Origin of the sequence: Caproicibacter fermentans, from assembly GCF_014303955.1 — a bacterium.
Lineage (GTDB): Bacteria > Bacillota > Clostridia > Oscillospirales > Acutalibacteraceae > Caproicibacter > Caproicibacter fermentans.
Map to the genome: position 1 here is coordinate 2,790,550 of NZ_CP060286.1, position 26,996 is coordinate 2,817,545.

The following is a 26,996-nucleotide window of genomic DNA, read 5'->3' on the forward strand; positions in this document are numbered from 1 at the left end:
CATTTCTCAGCGATCATGTGAGGGGACGATTCCGCCCCCTCATTTTTGACCGGATGCCGGGAGGTCGGAATTTATGAATCAGGCGCGGAAAAAAAAATTATCTCATACGATAGAATTCCTTGGCTTTACCATGCCCGCCGCCTTTGCAATTCTGCTGTTTGTCGGAATCCCCTTTCTCATGTGTATCTTTTATTCGTTCCGAAAATGGAACGGTATTCAGCGTGCTTCCACATTTATCGGGTTTCAGAATTATGTGCGGGCCTTTACGGACGATCCCACTTTCGGACAGTCCATTCGTTATACGCTGATCTATGCGCTTTTTACCGTTATTTTCATCAACATAATCGCTCTGGTGCTTTCCGTTGTGCTGGAGCAGTCGGACGCTTTCGGAAAAGGATTTTTCAGGGCGGCGTTTTATATTCCAAATATTATCAGCCTGATTATCATCGGGTTTACCTGGAAATTCATTTTCAGCCGCGCCTTTGAAGCGATGCAGGAATCGACCGGCGCGGCGATGTTCGGCTGGAGCTGGCTCGGGCAGCCGAAACTGGCCGTATTCAGCACAGTGCTTGTCACCGTATGGCAGGCGCTGGGATTTTACATGCTGATTTACATCGCGGGACTGCAGTCCGTACCGGAAGATGTTATAGAGGCCGCGACGATCGACGGCGCGGGGAGAGTCCGCCGATTCTTCTCGGTGATTTTTCCGTTGATAATTCCTTCCGTTACGGTCTGCACTTTTTACTCCATTGCAAATTCGCTTAAGATGTTTGAGTTGATATTCACACTTACCGGAGGAGGCCCGGGAACGGCGACAACTTCGGTTGCACTCGACATTTACAACACCGCCTTTAACAGCAACCAGTATGGCTACGGCAGTTCGAAGTCTGTCATTCTGTTCGCTATGGTGGCAGTCATTACCATCCTGCAGGTTACCGTCTTTAAAAAGAAGGAGATAGAGGCATGAAAAAGACAAAAACTGCTTCCGCCGCCACTTTTCTTCTCCTTCTGGTCGTTCTGGCATGCTACCTTTCTCCGCTGCTGATCATGGTTTTCGGCTCATTCAAATCCTACAGCGAGATCATGTCGCAGGTGCTGGATGTGCCGCAGCGTTTTTCCCTGGATAACTTCCGGAATGTTTTCACAAGCATGAATTACCCAAAGTCCCTCTGGAATACCCTTCTGGTAACGACGATCGGCGTCGCGGGAATCGTTGTCATCAGTTCCCTGGCGGGCTATAAGCTTTCCCGGGTAAAAACACGCTACAGCTACATCCTCTTCCTTTTCTGCATCATGCCGATGATGATTCCCTTTCAATCCTTCATGATCACGTTGGTAAAACTCGCAAAGCAGCTTGGCCTGCTGGGAAACCTGTATGGGCTTGGCGTTATATACTGGGGGCTTGGCGCTCCGCTGTCGATTTTCCTTTACCACGGCTTTGTGAAAGGGATTCCCCACGAGCTGGAGGAGTGCGCCATGCTTGACGGCTGCTCGTCGCTGCGTATGTTCATCAGCGTCATCTTCCCGATGCTCAGGCCCGTCACTGCAAGCGTAGTCGTTGTCAATGCCATGTGGATTTGGAATGACTTCCTGCTTCCCCTTCTGACAATCAGCAACAACGATTCCATCAAGACCCTGCAGCTTGCCGCTTACGGGTTTATGGGTCAGTATAAAATGGAATGGCAGAACATTATGGCGGGGGCCATTATGATTATTATCCCGGCCCTGATCGTATACTTGATTTTTCAGAAAAACATCGTCAAAGGTATGGTTGCCGGCGCAGTCAAAGGCTAAAATCGTTCAGCGCACCGAAGCGCACGGCAACCGCTTTTGGTCGCCGATACGGTTTCGGCTTTTTTCGCCGGGCGTAACCAGAAAAGCTGAGTATTTGTTTCAGTTTATATTTCGATTGCCACCATCCCGCCGCCTGTGGCGGGGGAATTTGCTATCGTCAGGGTTCCTCCATGCAGCTTTACAATGGAAGCTGCAATAAACAGTCCCATTCCGTAATGCAGCTTCGAGTTTCGGCTGAAATCACCCTGATAAAATTGACTTGTTGCACTTTTTAAATCTTCGGGAGAAAACCCTTTGCCGCTGTCCGTTACGGTAAATCTGATTTTATGGTTCTCCGCCGACACGGAAAACCAAATTGTACCATGCTCCGGAGAATAATCAACCGCGTTTGACACGATGTTTATAACGGCTCGTTGCAGGAAGGATACGTCAACACAGATCGTATCCGGCAGATTTTTTTCATCAAATTGAGTTTTTATTTGCTTCACCGAGGCCAGCGCACCAATCTGCGCGTAAAGCTCATCTAAAAAGGCTCTGATCGGAGTGTCTTTTCGCCGAAGGGAAAAACCGGCTTCCGCTTTGGAGATGTCGATCAGCATCTGCACATACCGCTCCATTTGATCCGCGTTTTTCATGATATAGCGGGTATACTCTTTCTGTTCCGCCGTTTGGTTTGTGTCGTCCAGCATTTCCGCATTCCCGCGGACAACGGTAAGCGGGGTTTTCAAATCATGCGCCAAGGCGGAGATCTGTGTTCTTTTCGTCTGTTCCATTTTCCACTGTTTTTCCAGTGAGAGTCCCAATTCTGTCTTCATACTGTCAAGGGATTGCAGGGCGGCGTCGATTTCCTCAATGCCGCTTGATTCGATTTCAAACGCAAGATCTTTTTTCCGTATTTTTTCCGTGGCATTTTGCAGAGGGATGAGCTTACGGCTGATTTTCCTCCCGTAAAGCCTGGAGAGAAATACAATCTCAAATAAGGACGTTGCAAGAATCATCCAAAGCAGCAGAATCTCAGGTACGGTCAGGTGTTCGCGCAACAGCCGCGATGAAAATTGAGACAGGGAGGAATACCCAATGATGCAATATCCGTTTCGCCGTTGAATCGGGAAATAGCAATTTGCGTTCAGCCCGGTGGACAGAAGGCTTCCCGAGATGGTTCTGCCGCTCCGGACAACCTCCCATGCCTCGGCGGCTTCGGGCAGGGTCATGCTTCCCGACATATACCCGCCATTTGCACTTACAACAGCATACTTGCAGGTCTTGGGAATCAACTCCGCGCTCACGGTTTCGGCAGACGCAATCGCGGCCTTTTGCCGTTCAATGGATGCTTCCACATCGCCGACAGAGAGTACAAAGCCGGTTTTCAGCGATAGGAAAAGCAGCCCTATGCCGATCAGGACAATCAAGACAAAACCGGCGAAAATGGTGAGCAAATACCGGATGAAGAAGGTTCTCAGCCTGATGTTTCTGTTTCTCAGTCCCATTTATATCCGATCCCCCAAGCCGTTGAAATCGGAGCTAACCGATAGACGGCAAGCTTTGCCCTGATGTTTTTGATATGCACGGCTACCGTAAAGCTGCCGCCCTCCGCGTCGTATCCGCAAACCGCGTCATAAATCTGTTCTTTGGAAAACACCTGGCCGTGGTTTTTCGCAAGGAATTCACAGATCCCGTATTCGCTTTTGGTGAGCGGAATTTTTTGACCCTTTGCGGTCACTTCCTTTGCCGCGAGGTTAAATTCTAACCCGGAAAGTTGCAGGACGTTTCGTTTTACACGCTTTTCCCTGCGCAGATGCGCGTTGACCCTTGCCCTCAGTTCTCCGATGCCGAACGGTTTTTTGATGTAATCGTCCGCGCCCAGGCCGAACCCATACATCACGTCGGATTCCATTGTCTTGGCGGTGAGAAACAGGATGGGGCAATCCACCAGACTCCGCACCTTCCGGCAAAAGGCAAATCCGTCCGTCCCAGGCATCATGACATCCAGCAGGATCAAATTATAATAATTCAGTGTTTTTAAATTGATTTTGTCGGGCGATCCGGCTGTTGTTACCAGGTGACCATCTTTTTCCAGTGCCCTCTTGATCAGGGCCAGAATGTCCGGCTCATCGTCTACGGCAAGAATTTTTGCCATAGCCGCACCTCCTTCCCTGTATAATCATTTAACATGCTTATTTACCTCTGTATCTGTTTCCGGCTGGCCGCGATCCGGTATTCCGTCCGCGTCGAGAACGGCAAGCTTTCGGATGCAGCCCACCCATCTGCCGAGATTCTCTTTTGATCCGGTATCCTCAAGAATTGTATAGTATTTCTCCTTATAAGTAAACTGTGTGGCATTGTCAGGATTGAGAGAACATTCTTCTTTGCCGCTGGAATATAGTTCGATTTTTTGACTCAAAAAAGAACAGCCGGAAAACAGTCCGGACAGAGCGCGGCGGATAAGATGAGAGCAAGAGTTTTGTTCTTCATTGTTTTTCCTTTCATGGTATAACTTAATAAACGATGGTTCTATTCGTTCGACCGCGAACCTTCCCAGCGCTGAAACCAGAAAAGGCTTATCACAAAAGCGGCAATCGTAGCAGGTATTGCGACCGTCATGCATTTTTCCAGTTCCGTGTACCCGATTGCTTTCGACGGATCGATCCATACGGATACGAGGCAGTCACAAAGACGCGCGCTCCAGGTGCAGGGAATGTAATACCATTTTCCGTCTCCAAGCCCCGTCAGGGCTAAAGCGGAAATCAGGCTTTCCACGATTCCGAGACCTATGGACGCGCCCCTGCCAAACCGGAAGCTTACAAACAAATGCAGAAGATAAGGAAAAACGCTCCCGGCGATCAGGAAGCCCGCCGCCTTAAAATAGAGAATTCCGGGTACCGTTCGAAAACCGGCCGCAAACGCGCCGATCGAAATCGCGACGGCGAAAATCCCCGGTAGGAGCAGGACGAGCAATTTACTGGCATAGGCCGCCGGGCGCGATTCCACTCCGCACAGCATGACCTGAAAATTTCCCGCCTGCCGTTCCTGCTCCGCGCTTTTCCCGCAGATCAGGCCGATCATTAAGGGAAACGCACTGCCGATCACCTCGAAATAGCCGCTGATTTTTGTTTCCGCATTCCACGGCGAGACGGAATCATAGCTGAGAAACAGGACGGCCGCCGCCAAAGGAATCAGCAAGTGGATCCACGGCATGGAGGTATGCCTGAATTTTTCAAAATCGGAGCGAACGAAGCGTATGAAAGCCGGCATTTTACTTTACCTCCTGTTTTTGAAACCATTTCGCCGTGACGGCAAGCAGCAGAAGAAATAAAGCAACGGACAGAACAAGACCGACCGGAATCACGCCCGGATTCCGCAGCGGATCTCCCTGCGCGGCTAACGTGCCGTTTGGCAGGATACCGAGTACAGGGCACATCAAACGAGTTGCCCAGCTGTAGGGGCATGCCCACCAGAAGGACTCCGTGGCCGCGAAAAAGTCCAGTATGAGTCCCGCTCCTAAATTGATCAGCATCGCCGCCATAAGGCCGAATTTTTTGGATAGAAACAGGCAAAACGGAATCTGCCAGAGCGAGACGATGATCAGAATCAGCGTTGCTCCCGCCATCCGGCTGACCGTTATGGTGGATGAAGGGGTCATCAGGAACTTTCCCAAACTGATTCCAGCAAGATGAAGGATGCAGGCGGCAGCCGTATAGACGGCAATCAGAAGGACTTTCGAGATCCAGATTTTTTGCAGGGAAACCGGAAGCGGAAATACCGAACGATAACGAAGCTTTCTGTCTTCTATTTGGTTTACCAATGAGGTTGTAAGCGTAATAAACCCGGGCAGGAGGAGCGTGTACCACCAGTTATAGCCGTTCTGGACAAGGTACATGCCGGATAATATGCCCGAAAGCAGCACCGTAAGAAGCGGTGCGATCAAAACAAGTTTTTTCGCAAAGGTTCTTCTGCATTTCAAATTTTCCGCTTTTAAAAAGTTCAGCATTTCAGGCACCCGCCTTTTTGCTGTTCTTTACAACTTCCATAAACAGCGATTCCAAATTTTCTCCGGGATTAATTTCAGCCTCATACCCCAGCATGCCGTCCGCTATGATGCCGATATGGTCGGCGATCAGTTCCACTTCGGAAAGAATGTGGCTGGACAGGATCACCGTGATGCCCTGTTCGGGAAAAGAGCGGATCAGCTCGCGCAAATCCTGTATGCCGATGGGATCAAGGCCGTTGGTCGGCTCGTCCAGAATCAAAAGCTTCGGATGATTCAGCAGGGCGATCGCGATGCCGAGTCGCTGCTTCATTCCCATGGAAAACTGTCCGGCGCGCTTATGTCCGGTATCGGTCAGGCTGACGGTTTCCAGCACTTCGCGAATGCGGGAATCCGGCAGATTAAGCAGCAGCGTGCGAACCTTCAGGTTCTCTTTGGCGGTAAGGTTTTCATACAGCGGCGGCGATTCGATCAATGCGCCGATGTCGGACAAATCCCCGCGGCTCCAAGGGTGCCCTTCGAAAATAATTTCACCGGAGGTCGGGCGAAGCATCCCGGTGATCATTTTCAGCGTCGTCGATTTTCCTGCTCCGTTCGGCCCCAACAGGCCGTAGACGGAATTCCGCTGAATGGAAAGCGTGAGATTGCTGACGGCATGCTGCCCTTTAAAATCCTTGCACAGCCGATTTGTTCGTAAGAGATGGGAATCCATAAACATCATCCTTTCACTCGTTTCATTTCAACCAATATAAAAGGAAAGTTTAAAGATTTCATAAAGATAAAAAAGGGATCAAATAAAATGAGCGTAAAAAAATCAGACTCTGCCTCAAAAAAGGCAGAGTCTTGTTTCCAAAAACCTTCGCGAAGAAAGAAATCATAGCGCGCCGGCCCGTTTTAACCTGTGCCGTACTTAGATAAAACGCGGGATTACCACAAGAGCCAGAATCCCGACAAGGTATATCCCGTTCAGGCCAAGAGCAATTTTGGTATAAATATCTCTCATATGCATTTTGGCAAACAGAAACAGGGAATAAATGAAGCTGAGCGCGATGAATATGAAGTAACCGATCACGATCCCCGTCACGTCCGGGTCGGTGGGTTTCCACACAAAGAAAATCGTCATGGGAACAAAAACGGTTATAAAGGCAATGATACTCAGAATTTTATTTTTCATGGGTTCTATCTACTCCTTTTATTTGATCTCCAGTTTTACGGAACCGGTAAAGCCGTCGCTCTTCACCGCAATATAATTGCTGGCGGACGGCAGTTTGATCGTTCTGGAAGTCTCGCCCGTGCTTTCGATCAGCACCTCGGGATCATTCGTTCCTGATTCAAAAACGACCTTTGCCGCTCCTTTCGAAATATTCAGCTTGCAGGTGACTTCAACCTCATTTCCGCCGTCCCGTTCCAGCGCTGTTCCGCCAAACAGGGTTTCCGTCCCGGTGAAGCCGTCGTAATCGGCGGAATAGCTTCCGACATAGCTGTCGGTCCCGAGGCTGCGTTTTCCCTGCAATTTGCTGTCTTTCGTCAGGTTATCATCCCCGGCTTCCTGAAGTGTTTGGTTGTAGTGATCAACCATCTCGTCTTTCGTGCAGCCTGTCAGCAGGAACAAAAAGCAGCACGCGATCATGAAAAAAAGAATTGATTTTTTCATTTGGTTGCCTCCTGTCGGTTGTGCCGGCTGCGGCCGCCCTTCTTTGGGGCCGCGGCCGTATCTTTCCCCGGATGATGGATGATGATCGCGGTCAGCAGTATCATGGCTAAAATTACGCAGGTGCCCATGAAAGCGTTCTGCGTGGAAGCATAGCTGCCTGCGGTATCGGACACAAAGCCTTCGCCGCCAAACCCCACGATACTGAGCCCGGCTGAAAGCGGATACAGGTTGCGCAGCACCGGGTTCTTGAGGAAAATAGAGACGTATCCGAGCAGAAACGCAGCCACAGCCCCGCCCCGGAACGCGCCCTGCTTACGCCCGCATAACGCGATCAGCGGAAGTTCACCGATACAGGTAAACAGTGCCATAGCGGTCATCTGCACGCTTCCTGATAAAACGACGGGCAGCGTCAGATTTTCCCGGCAGCTGATTAATCCAACCAGCAGCGTCACCAGCGCGGCATACAGTCCGAGCAGAAGCGCGATGATTCCGAGCGCGGTCAGCTTCCCGGTCATCAGACGCGGAAAGCTGACGGGGACGGTCATCACGCTTTTTAGTGTGTCGTCCGTATATTCCCGGCTGATCATATAGCCGCCGATCAGCGCGAGAATCATCGGAAAGAAAATCGTCATATTGTTCCAGATGGTGCTGTTGATCAAATCGGGGAATGTATAGTTTAAAACGCTCTTGGCGTCGTCAGACATTATATTTTGCATCACGATTGAAATGATGGGGGAGCAGGTTGCGCCGATCATGCCGACGAGAATCACGCTGTACCGTTTGAGTTTTTGAAATTCAGTGAGAATCAGGTTCATCGTCATGCTCCTTCCTATAGTTCGCGCCGGTTGTAAATCCGTATCATCAGCGCGGCAGATATCCCTGACAGCACGGCAAGGATTCCAATGCAGACCGGGGTCGATACAAAGTAAGGGCGCATGCTTTCATAAAACACCGCCGACGCACCGGTTCCCGGACGGTAAAACTGAAAAATCCATTTTTGAATCAAAGGAATAGGCAGTATTGTTCCGATGTTGAACCCCACCGCGGACTTCATTCCCAAATCGGTAAGATGAAACACATAATTGATTATGGTGTAGAACAGCGTGATTACAATCGAAATCAGATTGTTTTTATTAAACCAGACCACCAATACCACGCAGGGCAGGGCTGCGGCCAGCATCATAAGCCCCAGCAAAAGACTGATAATAAATTTTTGCTCCATGTTGATAAGAGCCATGCCGAGCAGCTTTGCACAAACTGCGCTGGCCAGAAATCCCGCAACGGAATAAACGACGGAGATAACCGCCATGACACTGATTTTTGCCAGCACGAGCTTGCCTTTTGAAACCGGGATCGTCATCAGGTTTTTCAGCGTGTCACTGTCCTGTTCCGTAAAAAACAGTGTTGTTGAAAGAACGGCCAAAACCGGCAGCAGCAGAAGATAATCACCCGGGTCGACAACGCCTGAAAACAGGTTGTCGTAATCTTGCCCTCCCGGGGTTTTCCAGTACATGAGCGCCGTTAAAGCGGGAAAAACAAAGGCGGCCAGCGTCGCCAGCAGAAACATAGGACGCCGTTTGAACTTTCGAAATTCACAGAGGATCAGGTTATGCAATGCCTTCACCCCCGGTCACGCGCTTAAAGTAGTCCTCCAGCGTGTCCTCGCAGGTGTGCGCCTCCGCTACCTCCAATCCGCTTTCGATGAATGCGCGGGTGAGCGCGGTCACCGGAAAATTCGTATCATACAGGCGCAGGCTGCGGTCATTTTCCACGGTGAAGTTTTTCGCCCCGAAGCTTCGCTCCATGATCCTGGCTGCCTGCGCCGTATCGGAGACGAGAAAATGGACATACTTGCTGTTCTTATTCTCGAGTTCCGCAAGGCTTTCTTCCTCCAACAGAACCCCGTGGTCAATGATGCCGATGTCGTCCGCAAGCAGGGAAATTTCCGAAAGAATGTGGCTGGAAATCAGAATGGTTTTTCCTCTCGCGTCGCACAGCTTCCGGATGAACGAACGGACTTCCGCAATGCCGATGGGGTCAAGCCCGTTGATCGGCTCGTCCAGAATCAGCAGTTCGGGGTCGTGCATGATGGCAAGCGCGATGGCCAGACGCTGCTTCATGCCGAGGGAATACTGGGAGAACAGCTTTTTATCGCCGTATGGCAGCCCGACGACCTCCAATGCGCCGGAAACAGCGTTGCGCTTGGATACGCCCCGGAGCCGGGCAAAGATTTTCAGATTTTCCGTGCCGGTCAGATTGGGGTAGAAGCCCGGCGATTCGATCAGGTTTCCGATGCGGGGCAGGATTTTTTTCTCGTTTCCGCGGATATTTTTACCGAAAACTCTTACCTCGCCCGAAGTCGGCTGCGTCAGGCCCAGCAGCATTTTCATCGTCGTGGTTTTCCCGGCGCCGTTTCGTCCGAGCAGCCCATAAATACGGCCCTTTCTGACATGGATATTCAGGCTGGCAACGCTTTTCTGCGCCCCATATTGTTTGGTAAGATTTTTTGTTTCTATGATCAAATTATTCAATCCCAGAACCTCCTTTTCTTACTGTAACCAGTGTAACACGGAATTCTTGCATTAACCTTGCCGGAACCTTGCGTTAACCTTGCAATTTCGGCAAAACGGACGGATACCCTCTTACAAGCCGCAGCCTGTTTTTTGCCTAAGCCTATCGATTTCACCGGCACCGCCGGCTGTTTTGTTGCACAAAGAAGGGGCTGTCGCAAAATAGCATTATTCAAAAATCATACATAAAAATGCGTCTTGATCTGGCTGATAAAAGCCGTTTCAAGGCGCATCCTTTTATTTTTGAGGCAGTTTCTTTTTGCAATTTGCTATCGCGATTTCATTTTGCAAGCCCGCACTCAATTTTTCACCGGAAAGCAGACGGTAAAAGCCGTATATAGGTTTGGCTCGCTTTGGACGCGAATCGTCCCGTCCATTTTTTCAGCCATCTCCCTGACGATGGACAGCCCCAATCCGCTGCCTTTATCGGAGCGGCCTTTGTCGCATTTGTACAACCGTTCAAAGATATGCGGCAAATCCGCTTTCTCGATGCCGATCCCGTTGTCTGTGATACGGATTTCAATTTTCTTTTCTTTTTGTTCCATTTCTATTTTAATCTGGGTGGCGCGGCTGTGGGTAATGACGTTTTGCACCAGATTGTTGAGGATCCTAGCGTATCCGTCCGGATCCACCTTTGCAAACAGCGGCCTTTCCGGAATATCAATTTCATAGTCCAGATGATTTTCCTCAAAGATGGGAATCCAGTCTTTCAGAACATTCCGCGTCAGTTCCGCAAGCTCCGCCCGCTCGATGGATAGGAAAAATTCGCTGGAATTGAGCCTGAACCAGTCGAAAAGCATGTCGATATAATCCTTCAGGTCGTGGGCTTTGTGTCTTGCGATTTCCAGATACTCTTCGCGCTCTTTGCCTGTGACAACGCCTCTGTGCGCGGCATCCAGATAGCCGATCAGGGTGGTGAGCGGCGTCCGCACGTCGTGGGAAAGGCTGGTCATAAGCCGGCGGTTGGTCTCGTCCGCCGCCCTGAGCCCGGAGAGCTGTTCCTCGTAACGGGTGACAATTTCATTCATTTTGTAGGAAAGGTCCGCGGTCAGCTCATTGCCCACGGCAAGAATTCTGCGGTTCCCGTTTCCGGCTTCAATGTCATTCAGAGCTTCTGTCATGTCCTGAAGCTGCCGCTTGACGCCAAGGAGTTTTCCCATGCAGATCATGGCGCACAGAAAGGCAAGAAAAAACAGTACGCCGAATATTATATTGAGAATCACGGCCTACACCTCCTTGTTGAAGCGGTAGCCGATTCCCTTTACCGTTTGGATGTAAAAGGGCGATCCCGAATCGGGTTCGATCTTTTTGCGCAGCCTGCTGATGATCGCCATGATGTTGCTGTCGTCGTAAACATACGGCTCGCGCCAGACCTCCTCATAAATCTGCTGCTTTGTCAATATTTTCCCCTGATTTTTCGCGCAGAACAGCAGCAGGTCGAATTCTTTCGGAGGCAATTCAAACGTCCCGTTCGAAGTGGTTACGCTCCTGTTGTCCAGGTCTATGGTCAGTCCCTGATAGGTCAGCGGCCGCGAATGATCCCCCGTCGTATTGAACCGCGTATAACGGCGGATTAAGGAAAGAACGCGGGCAATCAGTTCCTCCATATCAAAAGGCTTTGTCAGGTAATCGTCCGCGCCGGAACGCAGCCCGCGAACCTTTGAGGTGCTGTCGTTTTTGGAGGTCAGCATCAGGATGGGAATGCTGCTGTTTTGCCGTATTTTCTCCATGGTTTCAAAGCCGTCCATTCCCGGCATCATCACATCCAAAAGAATCAGCTGGTAATCATTCTTTTGAAGCATGGCGAGCCCGTCCGCGCCGGAGCAGCAGTGTTCCGCGCTGATATTTTCAGCCGCCACGCTCTGTTTGATCAAAGCGCACAGCTCTTTATCATCATCGATCACTAAGATTCTATAGTTCAAATTCAGTCCTCCCCGTTTTTCGTTTATCAGCAGGCTTGCGTGCATCCTTGGGGATGGCCCACGCATGACCGAAACGAACCGTTTCGGCGACCCGGTTTTCTTCGCAGAGCTTCTGAATCCGGCGTTCTGAAATTTCCCGTTTTTCTGCTGCCTGCCGGACGGAAATATCATCCAGCATTGCCTGGCCTCCGTAGGATACGTTTTTCTTCAGTATATACGGAGAGACGAATGGAAGCAAGCGCGTCAAGATTTTCTTAACGACAGAATTGATTTTTTTGCTGTTGACAAGTCTGCAAAGAAAGGATACGATAGTATTTATTGGAAACCAAATAAACAGTATTAGTTTATACAGTGTTGGAGGCTTTCGCATGTCCATACAATCAAAATCAAAAAATAGGATGCTTCCCGTGGTGATGATCAGCTTGGCGTTGGCCCTGCGGCAGATGTCCATGACGATTGTGGCTCCGTTCATCTCCACTTACTGCAAATCGCTTGACGGATACACACCCCTGCTCGCGGGGCTTGCGGTAGGCGCATTTGGACTGATGCAGGCGATTTTACAGATTCCTTTTGGATTGCTCAGTGACAAGTATGGCAATAAACGCATCTTGCTTACCGGCCTTGCGATTGTCATAATCGGCTTTATTGTAGGCTTTTTTGCAAAAAGCATCCGGATGCTGATCCTGGCGCGCGTACTGCAGGGCAGCGGGGCGGTGATAGGAGTGGGTTATTCCTGGGTTGCGGGTCTTGCCGGCGATCAGGACCGGACAAAAGCCATGAGCGTTCTCGGCGCATTTGTCTCCGCGGCGGCGGCCCTTGCTTTCGCAGTCGGGCCGCTGCTGCGCGGAGTGATGTCTGTCAGCCGGATGTTTCTGGCCGGTGCGATTCTCCTTACCATGAATTCACTCTATATCCTGCTTTTCCTGAAAGATGCCGGTGACCGCGGAAAGGCATCCGTTCCTCGGCGCAGTGAGATTTCCTTCTTGCTGCGAAACCGGACTTTTGTTATAATGAATTTGTTGGCGTTTCTGAATAACTTCATGATGATGTCCGTTTTTTATGCCGCGCCGATTTACATGGATCAGGTAACCGGGCAGAACGGAATGTGGAAGATTTTTGTACCGGCGATTCTCGTTGCCGTCCTGTTTATGAAGGTCACTGTCAGGTGGGTGGACCAAGGGTATGTCAATGCGGTGCTTCTGGTCGCATTTGCCGTTTCTGTTCTGAGCATTCTGTTTTACTTGCGTCCGTCCTCATTCCATTTTTTGCTTTTGGGGACCACCTTTTTTCTATGCGGATATATCACGATTGCCACCGTAGCGGCAACCCATGTCAACGAGGTGGTGGAGGACAGTCTGCGCGGTACGGGGAACGGGATTTTCAACTCGTTTCAATATATCGGTAATTTTGGCGGCGCATTGGCAATGGGGGCCGTTTGGGGAAGCTCGCAAAAAGCTGCCTGGCTGATCGTCACCGCTGCCGGAGTGGTCGGATTTCTGCTGACTGCGCTTGACAGGCGAGTAAACACAAAAAAGTCGGAAAGGAAGGTTTTGGAGCATGAAAAATAAAATTCTGGATGCCGTGGCACGGCTGATTGAACAGTACGGTCTAAAAAAATTTACAGTGGATGAAGTGGCTGCCGAGCTGCATATCAGCAAAAAAACACTCTATCAGTATTTCAGCGGCAAAGATGAGATGATCCGGGAGTATTTTGAAAAAACCCTGGAAAGCGACAGACAGAACGTTTTGGATACAGTCGGGAGCGACAGGAGCTTCCCTGACAAAATTCATGCCATCGTGCATTCGAGCCATCGTTACCGGCTGCCCGTACGGATTATGGACGAAGCGAAACAGTTCTATCCCGACGAATGGGCAAAGGTTAAAGATTTGAAACAGTTCAAGCTCGATGAGTTTCAAAAGCTTTTGAAGCAGGCGTCCGACGAGGGAATCCTGCGACCGGATGTGCATTTCGGCATTCTGTCCGCCATGCTGGAACGGGTCAGCGATTTGTTTCTCGACACCGACTTTCTTCTTGAAAACGGGATGAAGGCTACCCAGGCCATTGATGAGGTGTTGAATATTATCATCGGCGGTATTTTAAAAAAGGATGAGTGAACACCATGGAAGCATTAAAGCTCACGAGCAGCGCGTTTCAGGAGGGCGGCCGGATCCCGGTCAAATACTCGGCGCGCGGTCTGTCTCCCTGCTTTTCAGAGGAGTGTCTCGCGTCCGCCTCTTTATGATAAACTTGCTGAGGAAAAAACGACGTGTCGGAAATCGGACCGGAGGAAACGGCCGATCTCATCCGATCCATAAACCAGAGAGGGGAATCACAGCATGGTTGACATTCACCAATGGATGAAACAATATCAGGACGCTGTGCGGAATCGATTCGGCGGCCGGATCCTCCTGATTGGGCTGCAGGGCAGCTACGGAAGAAACGAAGCGCATGAAACCAGCGATATCGACGTTGTCCTGATTCTGGACGCGGTATCGCTTCACGATCTGAAGCAATATAAACAGGTAATCGAAACGCTTCCCGACAGTCCGCTGATCTGCGGTTTCGTATCGGGAAGGGAGGAGCTTGCGGGCTGGTGCAAATCGGATTTGTTTCAGTTTTATTATGATACCGTCCCTTACTATGGCAGCCTGGACGACATCATCCCCGCTCCGACCGACGCGGACGCCCGCGCTGCGGTATGGATGGGCGCCTGCAACCTCTACCATATGTGCAGCCACAATTATCTGCACGGCGGCGATATGGAAACGCTAAAGGCTTTGTATAAATCGGCTTTTTTCGTTTTGCAGGCGAAGCACTTCTCGGAAACCGGAGACTACGTGAAAAATCATTCGGCTTTGAAAGACGTGCTGACCGCAACGGACCTGTCCGTTTCGCAGGCTGCGGAGCAGATAAAAACGGCGGATATATCGCAGGCCGCACTGGGGCGGTATTCGGAACTGTTGCTCCGATGGACACATCAGCTGATCCGCGAATACGGGAAATGAACCACAACTTATTTCGAAGGAGGGATTACTTATGATGGAATTGCCTGAGGCGATCACGATCGCCAGGCAGATGAACGATGCCGTTTTCGGGAAACGGGTACGCCGCGTCCTCCCGCCTTCGAAAGCACATAAATTCTGCTGGTATGCCGGCGATCCGGCGGAATACGACGCCGCAGTGAGCGGGAGTACCATTCGATCAGCCGAGGGGTTCGGCATCTTCGCGGAACTGGCGTTCGATAACGGGAAACGGCTGTGCTTCAACGACGGGGTCAACGCGCGGCTCGTAAACCGCGCCGACGCGCCGAAGAATTATCAGCTGCTGATAGAATTTGATGACGGGACGGCTCTTGTCTTCACCGTCGCCATGTACGGCGGCATCATCCTCCATGACGGTACGTATGACAACGAATACTACCTCAAAAGCAGGACGGCAATTTCACCGTTTTCCGACCGGTTCGAACCGTATTACCGCAAACTGAAGGCGGGAAGCAAACCGGCTCTGAGCGCGAAAGCGTTCCTCGCCACGGAACAGCGCTTTCCCGGTATCGGCAACGGCGTGCTGCAGGACATCCTGTTTACCGCCGGAATCCACCCAAAGCGAAAAATTGGAACATTCAGCGAAGCGGAGCGGGACAACCTTCTTTCCTGCATCGTCTCGGTTCTGCATGACATGACGGCTCGCGGCGGGCGGGACACGGAAAAGGACCTCTTCGGGCGCCCGGGCGGCTACCGGGTGAAGCTGTCCAAGAACACGCTTGCCTCCGGCTGCCCGAGGTGCGGAGGGCGGCTTGTGAAAGAGGCCTATCTGGGAGGAGCGGTGTATTACTGCCCATCGTGTCAGCCGTTAACAAAGGAAGAAATTTAATTGCAAAGCATCGCCCTGCCTGCCGTTTCGGGCGGACAAGAACATCCGGAACGGGAAGAACAGCTGCTGTGCAAAAAACAAGCTGAGAAAGGAATCTTGAAATGAGCGATTGGTTTACCATAGACCATATAGACAAGGACACACATATCATCAGCGAATACCGGCATTGGGAGGAAACGCACTGCTATTTGCTCGTCGGCACGGAACGGGCGCTCCTGATCGATACCGGCCTCGGCATCTGCAATATCTACGGCGAAGTGAGAAAGCTGACCGACAAGCCGGTCACCGCCGTGGCAACCCATATCCATTGGGACCATATCGGCGGCCACAAATACTTTCCGGATTTTTACGCCCATGAGGAGGAGCTGAATTGGCTCAGTGGAGAATTCCCGCTGACCATGGAGCAGATCAGGGGTATGGTGGTGGACCGCTGCGATCTGCCGGAAGGATATGATGTAAATAATTACGAGTTCTTTCAGGGGACGCCTACAAGAGTGTTGAAGGATAACGATTCGATCGACATCGGCGGGCGCATTCTGCGGGTGCTGCATACGCCAGGTCATTCGCCGGGGCATATGTGCTTTTATGAAAAGGAGCGGGGCTACCTCTTCACCGGAGACCTGGTTTACAAGGATACCCTGTTTGCCTACTATCCCTCCACCGACCCGACTGCCTATCTTGCTTCTCTTGAGCGGGTGGCGGCACTTCCAGTCAAACAGGTCTTTCCGGCGCATCACAGCCTGGATATCGGGCCGGAAATACTCCTAAGAATGCGTGACGCCTTCCGGCAGCTGAAAGCGGAAGGCAAGCTGCATCACGGCGGCGGAACATTCGATTACGGCGACTGGGCTGTGTGGCTGTAAGGAGAATTCATATGAAACTGACTTATGTGCCTGCCGAAGGAAGTGATATTGAGCCGTTGCTTCATCTGAGTAAGGACTTGATTGACCGATATGAGAACATCTCTCAAATCGACTACCCGAACGTGTTATCATGGGTTCTGAATAAAATTAAAAAGAATATCAACGAATATACCTGTATTTTTCGAGATAGTCAAAAAGTCGGGTACTGCCGTTTTCATTCCGTTGGCGAAAAGATGGAATTGGATGATATATACGTTTTTTCACCATATCAGAATCAAGGTATCGGGAGTGAAGTGATCCGGAAGTGTATCGCGGAAACGGGTTTGCCCATATTTCTCTATGTTTATATTCAAAATACGAAAGCTGTTTCTCTGTATAAAAAGTTGGGTTTTCGGATCACAGAAACCATCCGTGATTCACGGTATATCATGGAAAGAGACTGAGTGATTTTGAGCATAGTTATGTTGACGATCTGGCGGCCGGCAGCCATGATATCACCATGAGAAAATTAATAGGTATACATTTCCAGCCTCCTGTTCTTTAATTTCCGCGGTTTCAAGCCAGCGAATGAAGTAAGCATAAGTGAAAAGACAGTGGACTGCCGTAAAACCGGGAGTCCACTGTCTATATTTTAACCTGTATCAGGCCAGCTTCCAGCCGATAGCCTCTCTGCGGGCGTTCAGGAATTCGGAATAAATACCGGGCTGCTCCGCAAGCTCATCGTGCGTACCTTTCTGGACAATTTTCCCATTGTTCAACACCAATATCTGATCGGCTTTGCGCACTGTTTTCAGGCGGTGTGCAATCATGATGAGGGTCTTGTTGTGTGTCAGTGCGTCAATGGCATTCTGCAGTTCCGCTTCGTTCTCCGGATCGACGCTTGCGGTCGCCTCGTCTAAAATAACAATAGGCGCGTCCTTCAGCATAGCCCGGGCGATGGAGATTCGCTGCTTTTCTCCTCCCGAAAGGGAGCAGCCGCCTTCTCCGACCATGGAACCATATCCGTCCGGAAGCGCGGAAATGAATTCGTCGCAGCACGCCGCTTTGGCGGCGGCAACTACCTGTTCATGAGTTGCATCCGGTTTGCCGAATTTAATATTGTTTTCCACGGTATCGTTGAACAGGTAAACGTTCTGAAACACCATTGCAACGTTTTTCATGAGGCTGTCCAGTTTGTATTTCCGAACATCATATCCGCCTATCGTAATGGAGCCGCTGTCCACGTCCCAAAAGCGGGCGATGAGATTGCACAGAGTGGTTTTGCCGCCTCCGGAGGGGCCTACAACAGCGGTGGTGGTTTTTGCGGGAAGGGTAAGGTCGATTCCGTTTAGGACTTTCCGATCACCATAGGAAAAATTAACATGATCAAATATGATATCAGATGTAGCAGGGACGATATCCTCTCCATCGGTATCCATCATTGGCATATCGTCGATTGAGTTTGCTTTGTCCATGGAAGCCTCCATCATCTGCAGGAGGGACGCCATATTGCCTGCCGACTCCAATTCACTATACACCATAAAGGATGCAATCAGCATTATCAGGCAATGCGCCAGAGACAGTTCGCTATGCAAGTACAAAATGACAGAAGCTGTCAGAATTGCAATGCCGGCCAAGCGGATCACCACGGCTTTCAAAATATCACCTGGCACATACCTGCGGGTAACGCCAAGGTTGCGCTCACAGCTCTCATCAATCGCTTTTCGAATAGCCTGATCCCCATCGCCTTCCAAATTGAAAGCTTTTACAACGCTCATACCCTGCAGATATTCCATAACAGCGGCAACCAAGCCCTCCTGCGCCCTTTGGCGTTTAGGCCAACTTTTTGAAGATACGCGCCGGGCGGCCTCAGTCACCAGGAGATAAAGAGCAATTCCAGTCAATACGATCAGCCCTATTCGCCAGTTGATGGCACATACTCCCAGGCCAAGAGCAACGGAGGTCAGAAGCCCGCCAAGAACAGACACCATACACCGGGAGGCTGAGTTTTCCACATCTCCCAGCGTGGTGGTGACAACGGCCGTAATATCACCCAAACTGTTCCGATTGAAAAATCCCATGGGAATATACCGCAGCCGGTCCCCGATATGTATGCGCTTTTCTGCTACCATATAGTAGCCGATTTCGGTTTGCTGCATATTTGAAAAATAAGAGGATACCGCCCGACCGGCAATCGAAACCAGCATGATGCCCAGCGCAATCCACGCGGTTTTTGCGTTGCGGTTTTCCGCCAGGACTGCCGACAGAACGACTGAAAGAGCATAGAACTGCAGTGCGGAAAATATCGCGCCAATAAAGGAAATTCCAATTGACTTTCGCATTAGCCTCCGGCGCCCGCCTGCAAAGCTTGAGATTTTTTTTAAAACTCTGAACATTTTTTCTCCTTTCAAGCCTGATCGCGGGTGCCCTGATAAGCTGCCCACATATCGGCGTACACAGGGCAGGTGGAAAGCAGTTCGTCCTGCTTTCCCTGTGCTGCAATTTTCCCGTTTTTCACCACTACGATGTTGTCCGCATCCGTAATGGTGGAAAGGTGATGGGCTATGACAATCAGCGTTTTTCCCTTTGTCAGCGCGGATAGTGCCTTTTGAATGGCGGCCTCATTCTCGGGGTCAATGGAAGCAGTTGCCTCATCCAATATTACGATTGGAGCATTCTTGAGCATGGCACGGGCAATCGCCACACGCTGCCGCTCCCCGCCGGACAGGCTGCCGCCGCCGTTCCCCGCCGCGGTATCATAGCCGTTTTCAAGCCGGCGGATAAACTCCTCGCAGCCGGACGCTTTTGCCGCATCTTCCACCTCGGCGTCCGTGGCGTTTTTCCGCCCCATGCGGATATTTTCTCGTATTGAGCGGTCAAAGAGATAGTTGTCCTGAGAGACATAGGCGATTTGAGCCGTCCACTGCGTCAGGGGAATCCTGCGCACGTCGCACCCATCAACCGTGATCTGCCCGTCCGTTACATCCCAAAAACCTGCGATCAGCTTGGCGATGGTAGATTTGCCGGAACCGGAAGGCCCGACCAGGGCCGTTACCGTACCGGGACGGATATTCAGGTCAATACCGCGAAGAACCTCACCGCTGTCTTTCCCATAGGTAAATGATACGTTCTTAAGGGCAATATCCAGATGATCCAGCCTGACAGGCTCCTGAGGCCGTTCCAGTTCAGCTGTTTCCAGAATGCCGCTGATTTCCCCTACATTCGTACCAATGACCGCCAGGTCGTCCACAAAGGTCATGGCTGCCATAATAGGCCCGGTAAGCCCCAGGGAAAGCACAATAATTGTGAGAAAATCCGGTGCGGAAAGGCTGCCGCCTGCCCAGAAGGCAAAACCTGCCGGAAGCACGGCTACAAGGACAGCCGGGATGACGGACGTCCACAGACACATGTATTTCAGATTATCGCCCATCCAATCCACATAGTACTGACCGTTTGCTCTGACCGCGTCAGCGTACTTTTGATAGGAGCCCGCGGATTGGCTGAATGCCTTGACTACCTGAATTCCGCCGATATACTCCACAATCGCGTTGTTCATTCGACGCCCTGCCTCCACCGCTCCGGCCCAGCGCTTCGCGTAGGTTTTACCGCTCCGGGCGACAAATATAAACCCGATAAAGAGCGTTATGAGGGAGATAAGGGCCATACGCCAGTCAAGAATGAGCAGGTAAACCAAAATCGCAATCGGCACCAGAGCATTGGAGGTCATTTCCGGAATCAGATGGGCAAGCGTCGGTTCCATGCCCTCGACTCGATCCACAATCGTGGTCTTATACTGCCCGGACGGAGTGTTCAGCACTGTGCCCATCGGTACTCTCGCAAGCTTGGAAGTCAGCGCTTTGCGCAGATCCCGCAAGGTATGATAGGTAGCCGTATGCGAAATCAGGGTGGAGAAGCTGCCAAAGAGCACCTTCCCCAGATAGCCCGCCAAGGCTATGCCGCACCACATAAGATATGCAGGCATACTCACGCTGCCAGACAGCAGCAGGCGGAGGATGGCCGCCACGGAAAAGTAGGGAATCATCCCGCATGCTACGCCGAGTACTGCCAATAGGACGGAGCCAAGGAAGCTTCCGTGGTAAGGCCTTGCCCAACCCCAGAGTTTTGCGGCGGGGTGTGAGCCGGTTTTTTCTTTCATGTAATACATCTCCTTTGGTTAGATTAATCTAACTACACAGCAAAAGATAAAGGGTCTCAGGCGTTTGAGAGCCCTAAAATCTTAAACCAGCCGGCAGAATAGAATTCTCGAAGGCTATTTGTGTAAATAACAGCCTTTTCAAATGGCATGTCGTGTTTTACAGTTTCAAACATTCCAAAAAAGAGTGCGCTTGAAACGATATGAATCAGTGCGTCGTCAATGCAGCGAATCTTTAGCCCTTCCGCTGTCATCCGGTCAATCAAAGCCCGGCTTGAATTTGCTTCAATCTCAATTAAGGTATCAATGTAGTGCTCGTATTTTGTTCCGGCAGAGCAGCAGATAATAAGCTTAAACGCATCAAAATGATCGTAAATATGCCGAAGCATCCACAGCTGTTTCTCATCCGGCACCTCGGGTAACTCACATAATTGGCGTTCCAGCGGCATGGCAGCGAAGGACTTCTGGAGCTTGCGATACTGCTCCACTAAAGTTTTGGCGGACTCCTCGACCAGTGCGTCAAACAAAGCTTCTTTGTCCGAATAGTAGCGGTAAATGGCTCCGGTCGTAACACCCAGCGACGCTGCGATACTGCGCAGGGACGCCCCCTGAAAACCCATAGAGAGAAATTCCTTGCTGCCTGCTTTCAGCAGGTTTGCGGCAAGCTTTTCATTGACAAGCTTCATATCCAGCCTCCATAATATAACGGCGTTATTCAATAACGGTGTTATATTAACGCTTTGCTGATCATTTGTCAAGTTATATTTCAGAATAGAGAAATCGTCCTCCAAGAGATAAGCTTGAAGGACGATAAATGCTATGAAATATCGTGTTAGATCTGAGTAGGTCTATATGTCGTTTTTCTTGCCGGCTCCCCTAATCTCAGTTTATTAGCTTGACAATCAATATTAAGGTATGCTATACTAACAATCGGTTAGAGGAAGCTAACCGATTGAATGATAATTAGCACCTGTTATTAGGATAAAGGAAGTGACTCGTCTTATGTATCAAATGGCAAACAACCCAAGCCGCTATTATCAGGTGATTCATAATTATCAGGAGGCGCAGCTGCTTTTCGCGGCGATTCATTTAAATGTATTTTCCCATCTGGACACGCCGGCGACCGCTGAAGCGATTGCCGAATCTCTAAATTGTGATAAAAAGCAGATCGAACTGTTGCTGCTAACGCTAGTTTCCTGCGGATTTGTCAGCAAGATCGGCGATTTTTACGCGAACACTCCGGAAACAAAGGATTTTCTATCCCGAAACAGTGAAGTTTTCCTCGGAGAGGCATTGCTGTTCCGGGAAAAAATGACTTCCTTAAATGAGTTGGAATCAAAACTGAAAACCAGCCCGAAGTCACGTTCAAACAATTATGACTTTGAAGATTTAGCAAAAGCATCCATTCCGGAAATGTATACCGGGCGAGTACAGTCTTTTCTGGAAGAAATGCAGAAACTGTTTCCGAACCCGAAACGCCCTCTCCGTATCTTGGATTTAGGGGGAGGGACGGGAATTTTAGCGATTGAATTTGTTAAACATTTTCCCGGCAGCAAAGCAACCGTCTTCGAAACACCTGGAGTGGCTTCCGTAACAAATCAGATAGTCCGGCAGCACCATGAGGAAAAACACGTCGATGTTCTCTCCGGAAATTTTAATACGGATGATTTAGGAGGAAGCTACGATCTGATTATCGCTTCCGGTATCCTGAATTTTGTAGAGGGTGATATCGCATGCTTTATGCAGAAGCTGTCCTCGGCCTTGCGCGATGGCGGCTATCTGCTTGTGATCGGGCAATATGCGGATCACAAATATGACGCTCCGCCCAATATGCTGAGCTGGCTGTCCGGCTTTCTTAACGGAGTTCCGCTTCCTCCCAGTGACATAGAAATGGAAAGAGCCGTCAAAAAGGCCGGGCTGAAAGCCGCAGACGTTCTGGAGAACACGCTTTTTGAGGGGCAGCTTTACCGGAAAGGGATTACCGATCTCTCGCTGTGTTCAGGAGATGTTGTTCGTTCTTTTATTGAACTGACGGAGCAAATCGCCAACAGCAGAACGAATGTTCTTGACTTTGGCAGTGAAAATTTGACTTTTTACCGGGGCGAGATTCACATGATAAAAATGATCGGCGATTTCCCCGGCATTTACAGCGCGGAGCTTGCGCGGAAATTTGGAATTACCCGGCCTGTTGTCCATAAAACACTGCAAAAGCTCAGTGAGCGGGAACTGATTGCAAAGGAAGATGATCAAAAAGACAAAAAACGTTACCGGCTGTATTTGACGGAAAAAGGATGGACCGCTTACCGATTTCATCAGAGATACCACGAGGAAAATGACAAAGCGCTGTTCGATTACCTCTCAAATATGCCCGGAGATCAATTGACCGCGATAAAAGGCTTTCTGGATCAGGCAATTCAGCTAATTCATAACCACGCCTGAAAGAGGCCGTAGTATGAGAAGAACAGACTGGATACGCTGCCCTGTGTGCGGGAACAAAACCCGCATCCAAATCAGAGATGATACGATACTCATTCATTTTCCTTTGTTTTGTCCAAAATGCAAACAAATAACTTTGATAGACGTAAAAGATCAAAATATGATAATCGTAACAGAGCCAGACGCTAAGACGCAGAGCCGATAACACTGTAAAAGGTGCGATCGGCTCTGTGTCTTTATTTTACATGCAGCAGGAGGGGCTAACTTGAATCAGAGCATATTAGTAAAAGACATTAAAAAGAAAAATCGTGTTTCCAACGTGTTGATTGCAGTTGGTGCGCTATTTGATTTGATTCCACGCTTTTTAACGATACACATGGCAGCTTCTTTTATTGCCGGGCGACTAACCGTCGGTATCGTGATCACAGATAGCTGTTTTATGCTGTCATCGTTCCTGATAAAAGCAATTTGCTCTTATTATGCAACTTGGGAAGCGCATAAGGCCGCATACGGCACGCTTACAGATTTGAGGCTGCGCTTGATCCGGCATCTGAAGAAATTACCGCTTGGCTTTTTTCAGGAGCGAAAAACCGGCGATCTGACAAATATTGTAGAGCACGATGTGGAGCAGGTAGAGTTTTATCTTGCGCATGGATTGCCGGAGATTATGTCGGCGACCCTGTTTCCCGCCATTATTTTTGCAGCCATGCTGTTTCTCGATTGGCGTCTCGCACTGCTGATGGTTTCAAGCCTGCCGCTGATGCTGCTGATAAAAAAAGGATCCGCTGCTGTCTGGGATAAAAACCAAAGAATGTTTGTGGACAGCACAAAGGCCATGCAGGAAAACATGATGGAATATATTCAGAACATTGCGGTAATAAAGGCGTTTGGCAAAGAAGAGACCAAGACCCAAAATACAATACAGCTTGCCAAGGATTATGTAAGGGCCGCAAGAAAAGCCGCAGCCGGTGTTTCGCTGTCCATGGGTTTCATTGACATTTTTATGGAGGGCGGCGTGGTTCTGGTGATGATTCTGGGGAGCGGCTTTCTCTTAAAAGGGCAAATTTCGGTGCCGGTCTTCGTCCTTTCCATGATTCTGGGCGGGGCGTTCACTGCTTCCATCGCAAAAACCGCCACCCTGCAGCACTATAATATCGTTTTTCATCAGGCGATGCATGAGGTTGGTTCGGTTCTGGACGTGTCCGCTTCTGAAAAAAAAGAAGCGGCCGTCCCTGTGCGGAATGGTGATATCCGGATTCAAGGCGTCGATTTTTCCTATCCTGGAAAAGGCCGGTCTCTTGAAAATATAAATCTGACCTTCAAAAAGGGAAGCCGCAACGCGATTGTCGGCGCATCCGGCTGTGGCAAAAGTACACTTGTCAGTTTGATTATGGGCTTTTGGATTCCACAAACAGGCAGGATTCAGATCAATGGCGTTGATATTAAAAGTATGTCGGAAAAGCAATGGAACGCATTCATTGCCATTGTTCAGCAGGATACATTTCTTTTTAATATGAGCGTGGAAGAAAATATCCGGCTTGGGAAACCGGACGCAACAAGGGGTGAAATTGTTGCCGCGTCAAAAAAGGCAAATATCCATTCGTTTATTTCCTCCTTGCCGCAAGGCTATGACACAAAGGCCGGAGAATCGGGCGTTAAATTTTCCGGCGGGGAGAAACAGCGGATTGCGATCGCCAGAATGATCTTAAAAGACGCCCCCATTCTCATCCTCGACGAAGCAACCGCAGCGGTCGATGCCGAAAACGAAGCGTCTATTCAGGAGGCATTAGAGAATTTCAGCAAAGGGAAAACGGTGATCTCGATCACCCATCATCTCAACACCATCCGTAACGCGGATCAGATTATTGTCATGGATTCCGGACATGTCGTAGATCGCGGAACGCATCAAGAGCTGACAGAACGATGTAAATTATATCAACGGGCCGTACAGGATCAAAACCAGACAGAGCTTTGGAGTATCAAGGAGGGATGAAAAATGATTCGGGGTATCTTAACGCTTCTGACCGCAAAAGGGAAAAGAGCTTTAGCTTCCAGCGTTCTATGGTTTTCAATTTATGCCCTTTCCGGGATTGTCATGATGCTTTTGGTATTAAAGATGCTGGATCTTATAATGACCGAACAGGAGATTTCCCTTTATGCTGATTGGCTGGCACTTGCCCTTCTCTTACTGCTTAGGGGAATATCCAGTACCTTTGGCGATTTACGCAAACACTATGCGGGATTTGACTTGAATTATGAACTCAGAGAAAAAATTATTCACCGTTTAAAATCTTTTTCACTTGGTTTTTACACAAACGAAAGGCTTGGAGAAATCAGCACAGTCATCCACAGGGATGTTGATAATATGGTAATGGTCGTAGGGCACCTTTGTCCGCGGATGCTCAGCGATTTTATTGTATCCGCTGTTATGATAACCGCCTTGCTGATTGTGAATGGAAACATGGGTTTGCTGATGATTTCAATCCTGCCCGTTGCCCTGCTGATTCTAATTCTTGGCAACAAACGCGGAGCCAAACTGGAAGCGGAAAACGGAAATCGTCTTGCCGACATGGTCAGTCTGTTTGTGGAATATGTAAAGGGAATCCCATTGTTGAAAGCTTTTTCAACAAGCAGAAAAATTGATGAGAAGCTGGAAAAAGCAACCGTTCATTTCGGTGAAAGCAGTAAGGAGCTTTCCCGATACAAGGCAAGGCAGCTTTCCCGCTATGGCTTCTTTGTTGATTTATCATACGGCGTCATGGCGATTACCGGAGCCATTTTCGTGTTCAGCGGAAAGCTGGCGCTTATGACATATTTTCTCTACATTATCGTCAGCAAGGAAGTATATAAGCCGTTTAACGCAATGGAGACCTATTGGATGAATTATTTATCCGTTACGGACAGTTATTGCCGAATCAGGAAAATACTCGACGCTCCAATTATAGAAGAACCTGATAAGCCCCTGCAGCCATCCGGTTCAGATATCGAGTATCGAAATGTCGGATTTTCATATGAAGAAGATGAATTTGCGATGCGAAACGTCAGTTTCAAGCTCCCGCCAATACCTTAACGGCTTTGGTCGGAGAATCGGGTTCCGGAAAAACAACCGTGACAAATCTCCTGCTTCGCTTTTGGGATGTTGAAAACGGCAGTATTCAGATCGGCGGTACTGATATTCGGAGCATGAGCTATGATGATTTGCTCGGTTCCGTCAGCATCGTTATGCAAAACGTTCAGCTTTTCGCGGATACCATTGAAGGCAATATCCGGCTGGGAAACGCGAATGCCACCGATGAGGAAATCATCAGAGCGGCTCAAAAGGCAAGAATTCATGATTTTATTATGACTTTACCGCAAGGGTACAAAACGGTAATCGGAGAAAACGGCGCAACTTTATCCGGAGGGCAGCGGCAACGGATTTCCATTGCAAGGGCATTTTTAAAGGATGCCCCTATCTTAGTTCTGGATGAATTTACAAGCAGCATTGATCCGGGCAATGAAGTGCTGATTCAGGAGGCAATCACGGACCTGATCAAGAACAGAACCGTTTTGGTGATTGCTCATCACCTGAATACCATCCGCTCGGCGGACCAGATACTGGTTTTTCGGAATGGAGAAATTGTGGAGCGTGGCAGGCACGAGGAATTATTAAAAAAGAACGGATATTACAATAGCCTTTTTAAAGCTCAATCCATTAAATGAAAGGAGCAAAGTTCAATGAATTTAAGATTTATATATCTGGAATTACTTGTAAAGGAGATACCACAAG

Annotated in this window: 29 protein-coding genes and 1 pseudogene; 13 read left to right on the forward strand and 17 right to left on the reverse strand. The window is 49.6% G+C overall.

Features of this window, described 5'->3' with window-relative positions:
* The first annotated feature begins 73 nt into the window (after nt 1-73).
* Complete coding sequence (locus tag HCR03_RS13755) at nt 74-967, forward strand: carbohydrate ABC transporter permease (protein WP_156991093.1); 894 nt, start codon at nt 74-76, stop codon at nt 965-967.
* Nucleotides 964-1,794 (forward strand): carbohydrate ABC transporter permease, encoded by an 831-nt coding sequence (locus tag HCR03_RS13760; protein ID WP_156991092.1) that lies wholly within the window; start codon nt 964-966, stop codon nt 1,792-1,794. Before HCR03_RS13755 ends, HCR03_RS13760 begins: the two co-directional genes overlap by 4 nt.
* Nucleotides 1,795-1,898: 104 nt before the next feature.
* Here HCR03_RS13760 and HCR03_RS13765 read toward each other — a convergent pair whose 3' ends face one another.
* The 14 genes from HCR03_RS13765 to HCR03_RS13830 form a co-directional block, all read right to left on the reverse strand.
* Nucleotides 1,899-3,281 carry a sensor histidine kinase gene (locus HCR03_RS13765; RefSeq protein ID WP_187034741.1) on the reverse strand — a complete coding sequence of 461 codons (1,383 nt, stop codon included), beginning with the start codon at nt 3,279-3,281 and terminating at the stop codon, nt 1,899-1,901.
* The gene (locus HCR03_RS13770) at nt 3,272-3,931 is read right to left on the reverse strand and encodes a response regulator transcription factor (protein WP_066643943.1); all 660 of its coding nucleotides are present in this window, start codon (nt 3,929-3,931) and stop codon (nt 3,272-3,274) included. Before HCR03_RS13770 ends, HCR03_RS13765 begins: the two co-directional genes overlap by 10 nt.
* A 24-nt stretch (nt 3,932-3,955) precedes the next feature.
* On the reverse strand, nt 3,956-4,195 hold the full coding sequence (locus HCR03_RS19845) for a NisI/SpaI family lantibiotic immunity lipoprotein (protein WP_066643944.1): 240 nt from the start codon (nt 4,193-4,195) through the stop codon (nt 3,956-3,958).
* A gap of 110 nt (nt 4,196-4,305) precedes the next feature.
* Nucleotides 4,306-5,046 carry a lantibiotic immunity ABC transporter MutG family permease subunit gene (locus HCR03_RS13780; protein ID WP_187034746.1) on the reverse strand — a complete coding sequence of 247 codons (741 nt, stop codon included), beginning with the start codon at nt 5,044-5,046 and terminating at the stop codon, nt 4,306-4,308.
* Nucleotide 5,047: 1 nt separating this feature from the next.
* Nucleotides 5,048-5,782, reverse strand: coding sequence for a lantibiotic immunity ABC transporter MutE/EpiE family permease subunit (locus tag HCR03_RS13785; protein ID WP_066643946.1), 735 nt, complete (start codon nt 5,780-5,782; stop codon nt 5,048-5,050).
* A gap of 1 nt (nt 5,783) precedes the next feature.
* Nucleotides 5,784-6,491 (reverse strand): lantibiotic protection ABC transporter ATP-binding protein, encoded by a 708-nt coding sequence (locus tag HCR03_RS13790; RefSeq protein WP_187034748.1) that lies wholly within the window; start codon nt 6,489-6,491, stop codon nt 5,784-5,786.
* Nucleotides 6,492-6,689: 198 nt separating this feature from the next.
* On the reverse strand, nt 6,690-6,953 hold the full coding sequence (locus HCR03_RS13795; RefSeq protein ID WP_156991089.1) for a hypothetical protein: 264 nt from the start codon (nt 6,951-6,953) through the stop codon (nt 6,690-6,692).
* 18 nt (nt 6,954-6,971) lie between these two features.
* On the reverse strand, nt 6,972-7,433 hold the full coding sequence (locus HCR03_RS13800; RefSeq protein WP_187034750.1) for a hypothetical protein: 462 nt from the start codon (nt 7,431-7,433) through the stop codon (nt 6,972-6,974).
* On the reverse strand, nt 7,430-8,248 hold the full coding sequence (locus HCR03_RS13805) for an ABC transporter permease (RefSeq protein WP_187034752.1): 819 nt from the start codon (nt 8,246-8,248) through the stop codon (nt 7,430-7,432). Before HCR03_RS13805 ends, HCR03_RS13800 begins: the two co-directional genes overlap by 4 nt.
* 14 nt (nt 8,249-8,262) lie before the next feature.
* Nucleotides 8,263-9,057 (reverse strand): ABC transporter permease, encoded by a 795-nt coding sequence (locus tag HCR03_RS13810; RefSeq protein WP_228724970.1) that lies wholly within the window; start codon nt 9,055-9,057, stop codon nt 8,263-8,265.
* Nucleotides 9,041-9,964 (reverse strand): ABC transporter ATP-binding protein, encoded by a 924-nt coding sequence (locus HCR03_RS13815; RefSeq protein ID WP_066643952.1) that lies wholly within the window; start codon nt 9,962-9,964, stop codon nt 9,041-9,043. Before HCR03_RS13815 ends, HCR03_RS13810 begins: the two co-directional genes overlap by 17 nt.
* A gap of 338 nt (nt 9,965-10,302) precedes the next feature.
* Nucleotides 10,303-11,172, reverse strand: coding sequence for a sensor histidine kinase (locus HCR03_RS13820; protein WP_066643966.1), 870 nt, complete (start codon nt 11,170-11,172; stop codon nt 10,303-10,305).
* A 57-nt stretch (nt 11,173-11,229) separates the two neighbouring features.
* Complete coding sequence (locus HCR03_RS13825) at nt 11,230-11,925, reverse strand: response regulator transcription factor (protein WP_066643967.1); 696 nt, start codon at nt 11,923-11,925, stop codon at nt 11,230-11,232.
* Nucleotides 11,915-12,103 (reverse strand): DNA-binding protein, encoded by a 189-nt coding sequence (locus HCR03_RS13830; RefSeq protein ID WP_187034754.1) that lies wholly within the window; start codon nt 12,101-12,103, stop codon nt 11,915-11,917. Before HCR03_RS13830 ends, HCR03_RS13825 begins: the two co-directional genes overlap by 11 nt.
* A 235-nt stretch (nt 12,104-12,338) precedes the next feature.
* Here HCR03_RS13830 and HCR03_RS13835 point away from each other — a divergent pair, with 235 nt between their 5' ends.
* From HCR03_RS13835 to HCR03_RS13860, 7 genes are all read left to right on the forward strand, one after another.
* Nucleotides 12,339-13,493, forward strand: coding sequence for an MFS transporter (locus HCR03_RS13835; protein WP_228725208.1), 1,155 nt, complete (start codon nt 12,339-12,341; stop codon nt 13,491-13,493).
* Nucleotides 13,483-14,040 carry a TetR/AcrR family transcriptional regulator gene (locus HCR03_RS13840; protein WP_187034758.1) on the forward strand — a complete coding sequence of 186 codons (558 nt, stop codon included), beginning with the start codon at nt 13,483-13,485 and terminating at the stop codon, nt 14,038-14,040. The genes HCR03_RS13835 and HCR03_RS13840 overlap by 11 nt, the downstream gene beginning before the upstream one ends.
* 5 nt (nt 14,041-14,045) lie before the next feature.
* Nucleotides 14,046-14,168, forward strand: a complete 123-nt coding sequence (locus HCR03_RS20175) for a hypothetical protein (protein ID WP_267459185.1) — start codon at nt 14,046-14,048, stop codon at nt 14,166-14,168.
* 94 nt (nt 14,169-14,262) lie between these two features.
* Nucleotides 14,263-14,931 carry a nucleotidyltransferase domain-containing protein gene (locus HCR03_RS13845; RefSeq protein WP_187034760.1) on the forward strand — a complete coding sequence of 223 codons (669 nt, stop codon included), beginning with the start codon at nt 14,263-14,265 and terminating at the stop codon, nt 14,929-14,931.
* A gap of 31 nt (nt 14,932-14,962) precedes the next feature.
* Entirely contained in the window at nt 14,963-15,796 is an 834-nt protein-coding gene (locus tag HCR03_RS13850) for a DNA-formamidopyrimidine glycosylase family protein (RefSeq protein ID WP_187034762.1), read from the forward strand.
* 101 nt (nt 15,797-15,897) lie between these two features.
* Entirely contained in the window at nt 15,898-16,659 is a 762-nt protein-coding gene (locus tag HCR03_RS13855) for an MBL fold metallo-hydrolase (RefSeq protein WP_066643957.1), read from the forward strand.
* Nucleotides 16,660-16,670: 11 nt separating this feature from the next.
* On the forward strand, nt 16,671-17,102 hold the full coding sequence (locus tag HCR03_RS13860) for a GNAT family N-acetyltransferase (protein WP_187034764.1): 432 nt from the start codon (nt 16,671-16,673) through the stop codon (nt 17,100-17,102).
* Between the two features lie 198 nt (nt 17,103-17,300).
* On the opposite strand, the gene HCR03_RS13865 is transcribed toward HCR03_RS13860, so the two are convergent.
* The 3 genes from HCR03_RS13865 to HCR03_RS13875 are packed head-to-tail and all read right to left on the reverse strand — an operon-like array spanning nt 17,301 to nt 21,477.
* Nucleotides 17,301-19,034, reverse strand: coding sequence for an ABC transporter ATP-binding protein (locus HCR03_RS13865; RefSeq protein ID WP_187034766.1), 1,734 nt, complete (start codon nt 19,032-19,034; stop codon nt 17,301-17,303).
* Between the two features lie 11 nt (nt 19,035-19,045).
* Complete coding sequence (locus HCR03_RS13870; RefSeq protein WP_187034768.1) at nt 19,046-20,794, reverse strand: ABC transporter ATP-binding protein; 1,749 nt, start codon at nt 20,792-20,794, stop codon at nt 19,046-19,048.
* 56 nt (nt 20,795-20,850) lie between these two features.
* On the reverse strand, nt 20,851-21,477 hold the full coding sequence (locus HCR03_RS13875) for a TetR/AcrR family transcriptional regulator (RefSeq protein WP_066643961.1): 627 nt from the start codon (nt 21,475-21,477) through the stop codon (nt 20,851-20,853).
* A 316-nt stretch (nt 21,478-21,793) separates the two neighbouring features.
* On the opposite strand from HCR03_RS13875, the gene HCR03_RS13880 reads away from it, so the two are divergent.
* The 4 genes and pseudogenes from HCR03_RS13880 to HCR03_RS13895 all read left to right on the forward strand — a co-directional run bounded on the left by HCR03_RS13880 (nt 21,794) and on the right by HCR03_RS13895 (nt 26,929).
* Nucleotides 21,794-23,230: a methyltransferase gene (locus HCR03_RS13880; protein ID WP_156991082.1), complete on the forward strand. Its 1,437-nt coding sequence runs from the start codon at nt 21,794-21,796 to the stop codon at nt 23,228-23,230.
* Between the two features lie 13 nt (nt 23,231-23,243).
* Nucleotides 23,244-23,432 (forward strand): cysteine-rich KTR domain-containing protein, encoded by a 189-nt coding sequence (locus tag HCR03_RS13885; RefSeq protein ID WP_187034770.1) that lies wholly within the window; start codon nt 23,244-23,246, stop codon nt 23,430-23,432.
* Nucleotides 23,433-23,492: 60 nt separating this feature from the next.
* On the forward strand, nt 23,493-25,220 hold the full coding sequence (locus HCR03_RS13890) for an ABC transporter ATP-binding protein (RefSeq protein WP_187034772.1): 1,728 nt from the start codon (nt 23,493-23,495) through the stop codon (nt 25,218-25,220).
* A 3-nt stretch (nt 25,221-25,223) separates the two neighbouring features.
* A pseudogene (locus HCR03_RS13895) lies at nt 25,224-26,929 on the forward strand (ABC transporter ATP-binding protein).
* Nucleotides 26,930-26,996: the final 67 nt, after the last annotated feature.

Bases quoted from the DNA above. Each gene is read 5' to 3' on its own strand.
- HCR03_RS13755 (WP_156991093.1), top strand. From the start codon at position 74: ATGAATCAGGCGCGGAAAAAAAAATTATCTCATACGATAGAATTCCTT.
- HCR03_RS13760 (WP_156991092.1), top strand. From the start codon at position 964: ATGAAAAAGACAAAAACTGCTTCCGCCGCCACTTTTCTTCTCCTTCTG.
- HCR03_RS13765 (WP_187034741.1), bottom strand. From the start codon at position 3,281: ATGGGACTGAGAAACAGAAACATCAGGCTGAGAACCTTCTTCATCCGG.
- HCR03_RS13770 (WP_066643943.1), bottom strand. From the start codon at position 3,931: ATGGCAAAAATTCTTGCCGTAGACGATGAGCCGGACATTCTGGCCCTG.
- HCR03_RS13780 (WP_187034746.1), bottom strand. From the start codon at position 5,046: ATGCCGGCTTTCATACGCTTCGTTCGCTCCGATTTTGAAAAATTCAGG.
- HCR03_RS13785 (WP_066643946.1), bottom strand. From the start codon at position 5,782: ATGCTGAACTTTTTAAAAGCGGAAAATTTGAAATGCAGAAGAACCTTT.
- HCR03_RS13790 (WP_187034748.1), bottom strand. From the start codon at position 6,491: ATGGATTCCCATCTCTTACGAACAAATCGGCTGTGCAAGGATTTTAAA.
- HCR03_RS13795 (WP_156991089.1), bottom strand. From the start codon at position 6,953: ATGAAAAATAAAATTCTGAGTATCATTGCCTTTATAACCGTTTTTGTT.
- HCR03_RS13800 (WP_187034750.1), bottom strand. From the start codon at position 7,433: ATGAAAAAATCAATTCTTTTTTTCATGATCGCGTGCTGCTTTTTGTTC.
- HCR03_RS13805 (WP_187034752.1), bottom strand. From the start codon at position 8,248: ATGAACCTGATTCTCACTGAATTTCAAAAACTCAAACGGTACAGCGTG.
- HCR03_RS13820 (WP_066643966.1), bottom strand. From the start codon at position 11,172: ATGATCTGCATGGGAAAACTCCTTGGCGTCAAGCGGCAGCTTCAGGAC.
- HCR03_RS13830 (WP_187034754.1), bottom strand. From the start codon at position 12,103: ATGCTGGATGATATTTCCGTCCGGCAGGCAGCAGAAAAACGGGAAATT.
- HCR03_RS13835 (WP_228725208.1), top strand. From the start codon at position 12,339: ATGATCAGCTTGGCGTTGGCCCTGCGGCAGATGTCCATGACGATTGTG.
- HCR03_RS13840 (WP_187034758.1), top strand. From the start codon at position 13,483: ATGAAAAATAAAATTCTGGATGCCGTGGCACGGCTGATTGAACAGTAC.
- HCR03_RS20175 (WP_267459185.1), top strand. From the start codon at position 14,046: ATGGAAGCATTAAAGCTCACGAGCAGCGCGTTTCAGGAGGGCGGCCGG.
- HCR03_RS13845 (WP_187034760.1), top strand. From the start codon at position 14,263: ATGGTTGACATTCACCAATGGATGAAACAATATCAGGACGCTGTGCGG.
- HCR03_RS13850 (WP_187034762.1), top strand. From the start codon at position 14,963: ATGATGGAATTGCCTGAGGCGATCACGATCGCCAGGCAGATGAACGAT.
- HCR03_RS13855 (WP_066643957.1), top strand. From the start codon at position 15,898: ATGAGCGATTGGTTTACCATAGACCATATAGACAAGGACACACATATC.
- HCR03_RS13860 (WP_187034764.1), top strand. From the start codon at position 16,671: ATGAAACTGACTTATGTGCCTGCCGAAGGAAGTGATATTGAGCCGTTG.
- HCR03_RS13865 (WP_187034766.1), bottom strand. From the start codon at position 19,034: ATGTTCAGAGTTTTAAAAAAAATCTCAAGCTTTGCAGGCGGGCGCCGG.
- HCR03_RS13870 (WP_187034768.1), bottom strand. From the start codon at position 20,794: ATGAAAGAAAAAACCGGCTCACACCCCGCCGCAAAACTCTGGGGTTGG.
- HCR03_RS13875 (WP_066643961.1), bottom strand. From the start codon at position 21,477: ATGAAGCTTGTCAATGAAAAGCTTGCCGCAAACCTGCTGAAAGCAGGC.
- HCR03_RS13880 (WP_156991082.1), top strand. From the start codon at position 21,794: ATGTATCAAATGGCAAACAACCCAAGCCGCTATTATCAGGTGATTCAT.
- HCR03_RS13885 (WP_187034770.1), top strand. From the start codon at position 23,244: ATGAGAAGAACAGACTGGATACGCTGCCCTGTGTGCGGGAACAAAACC.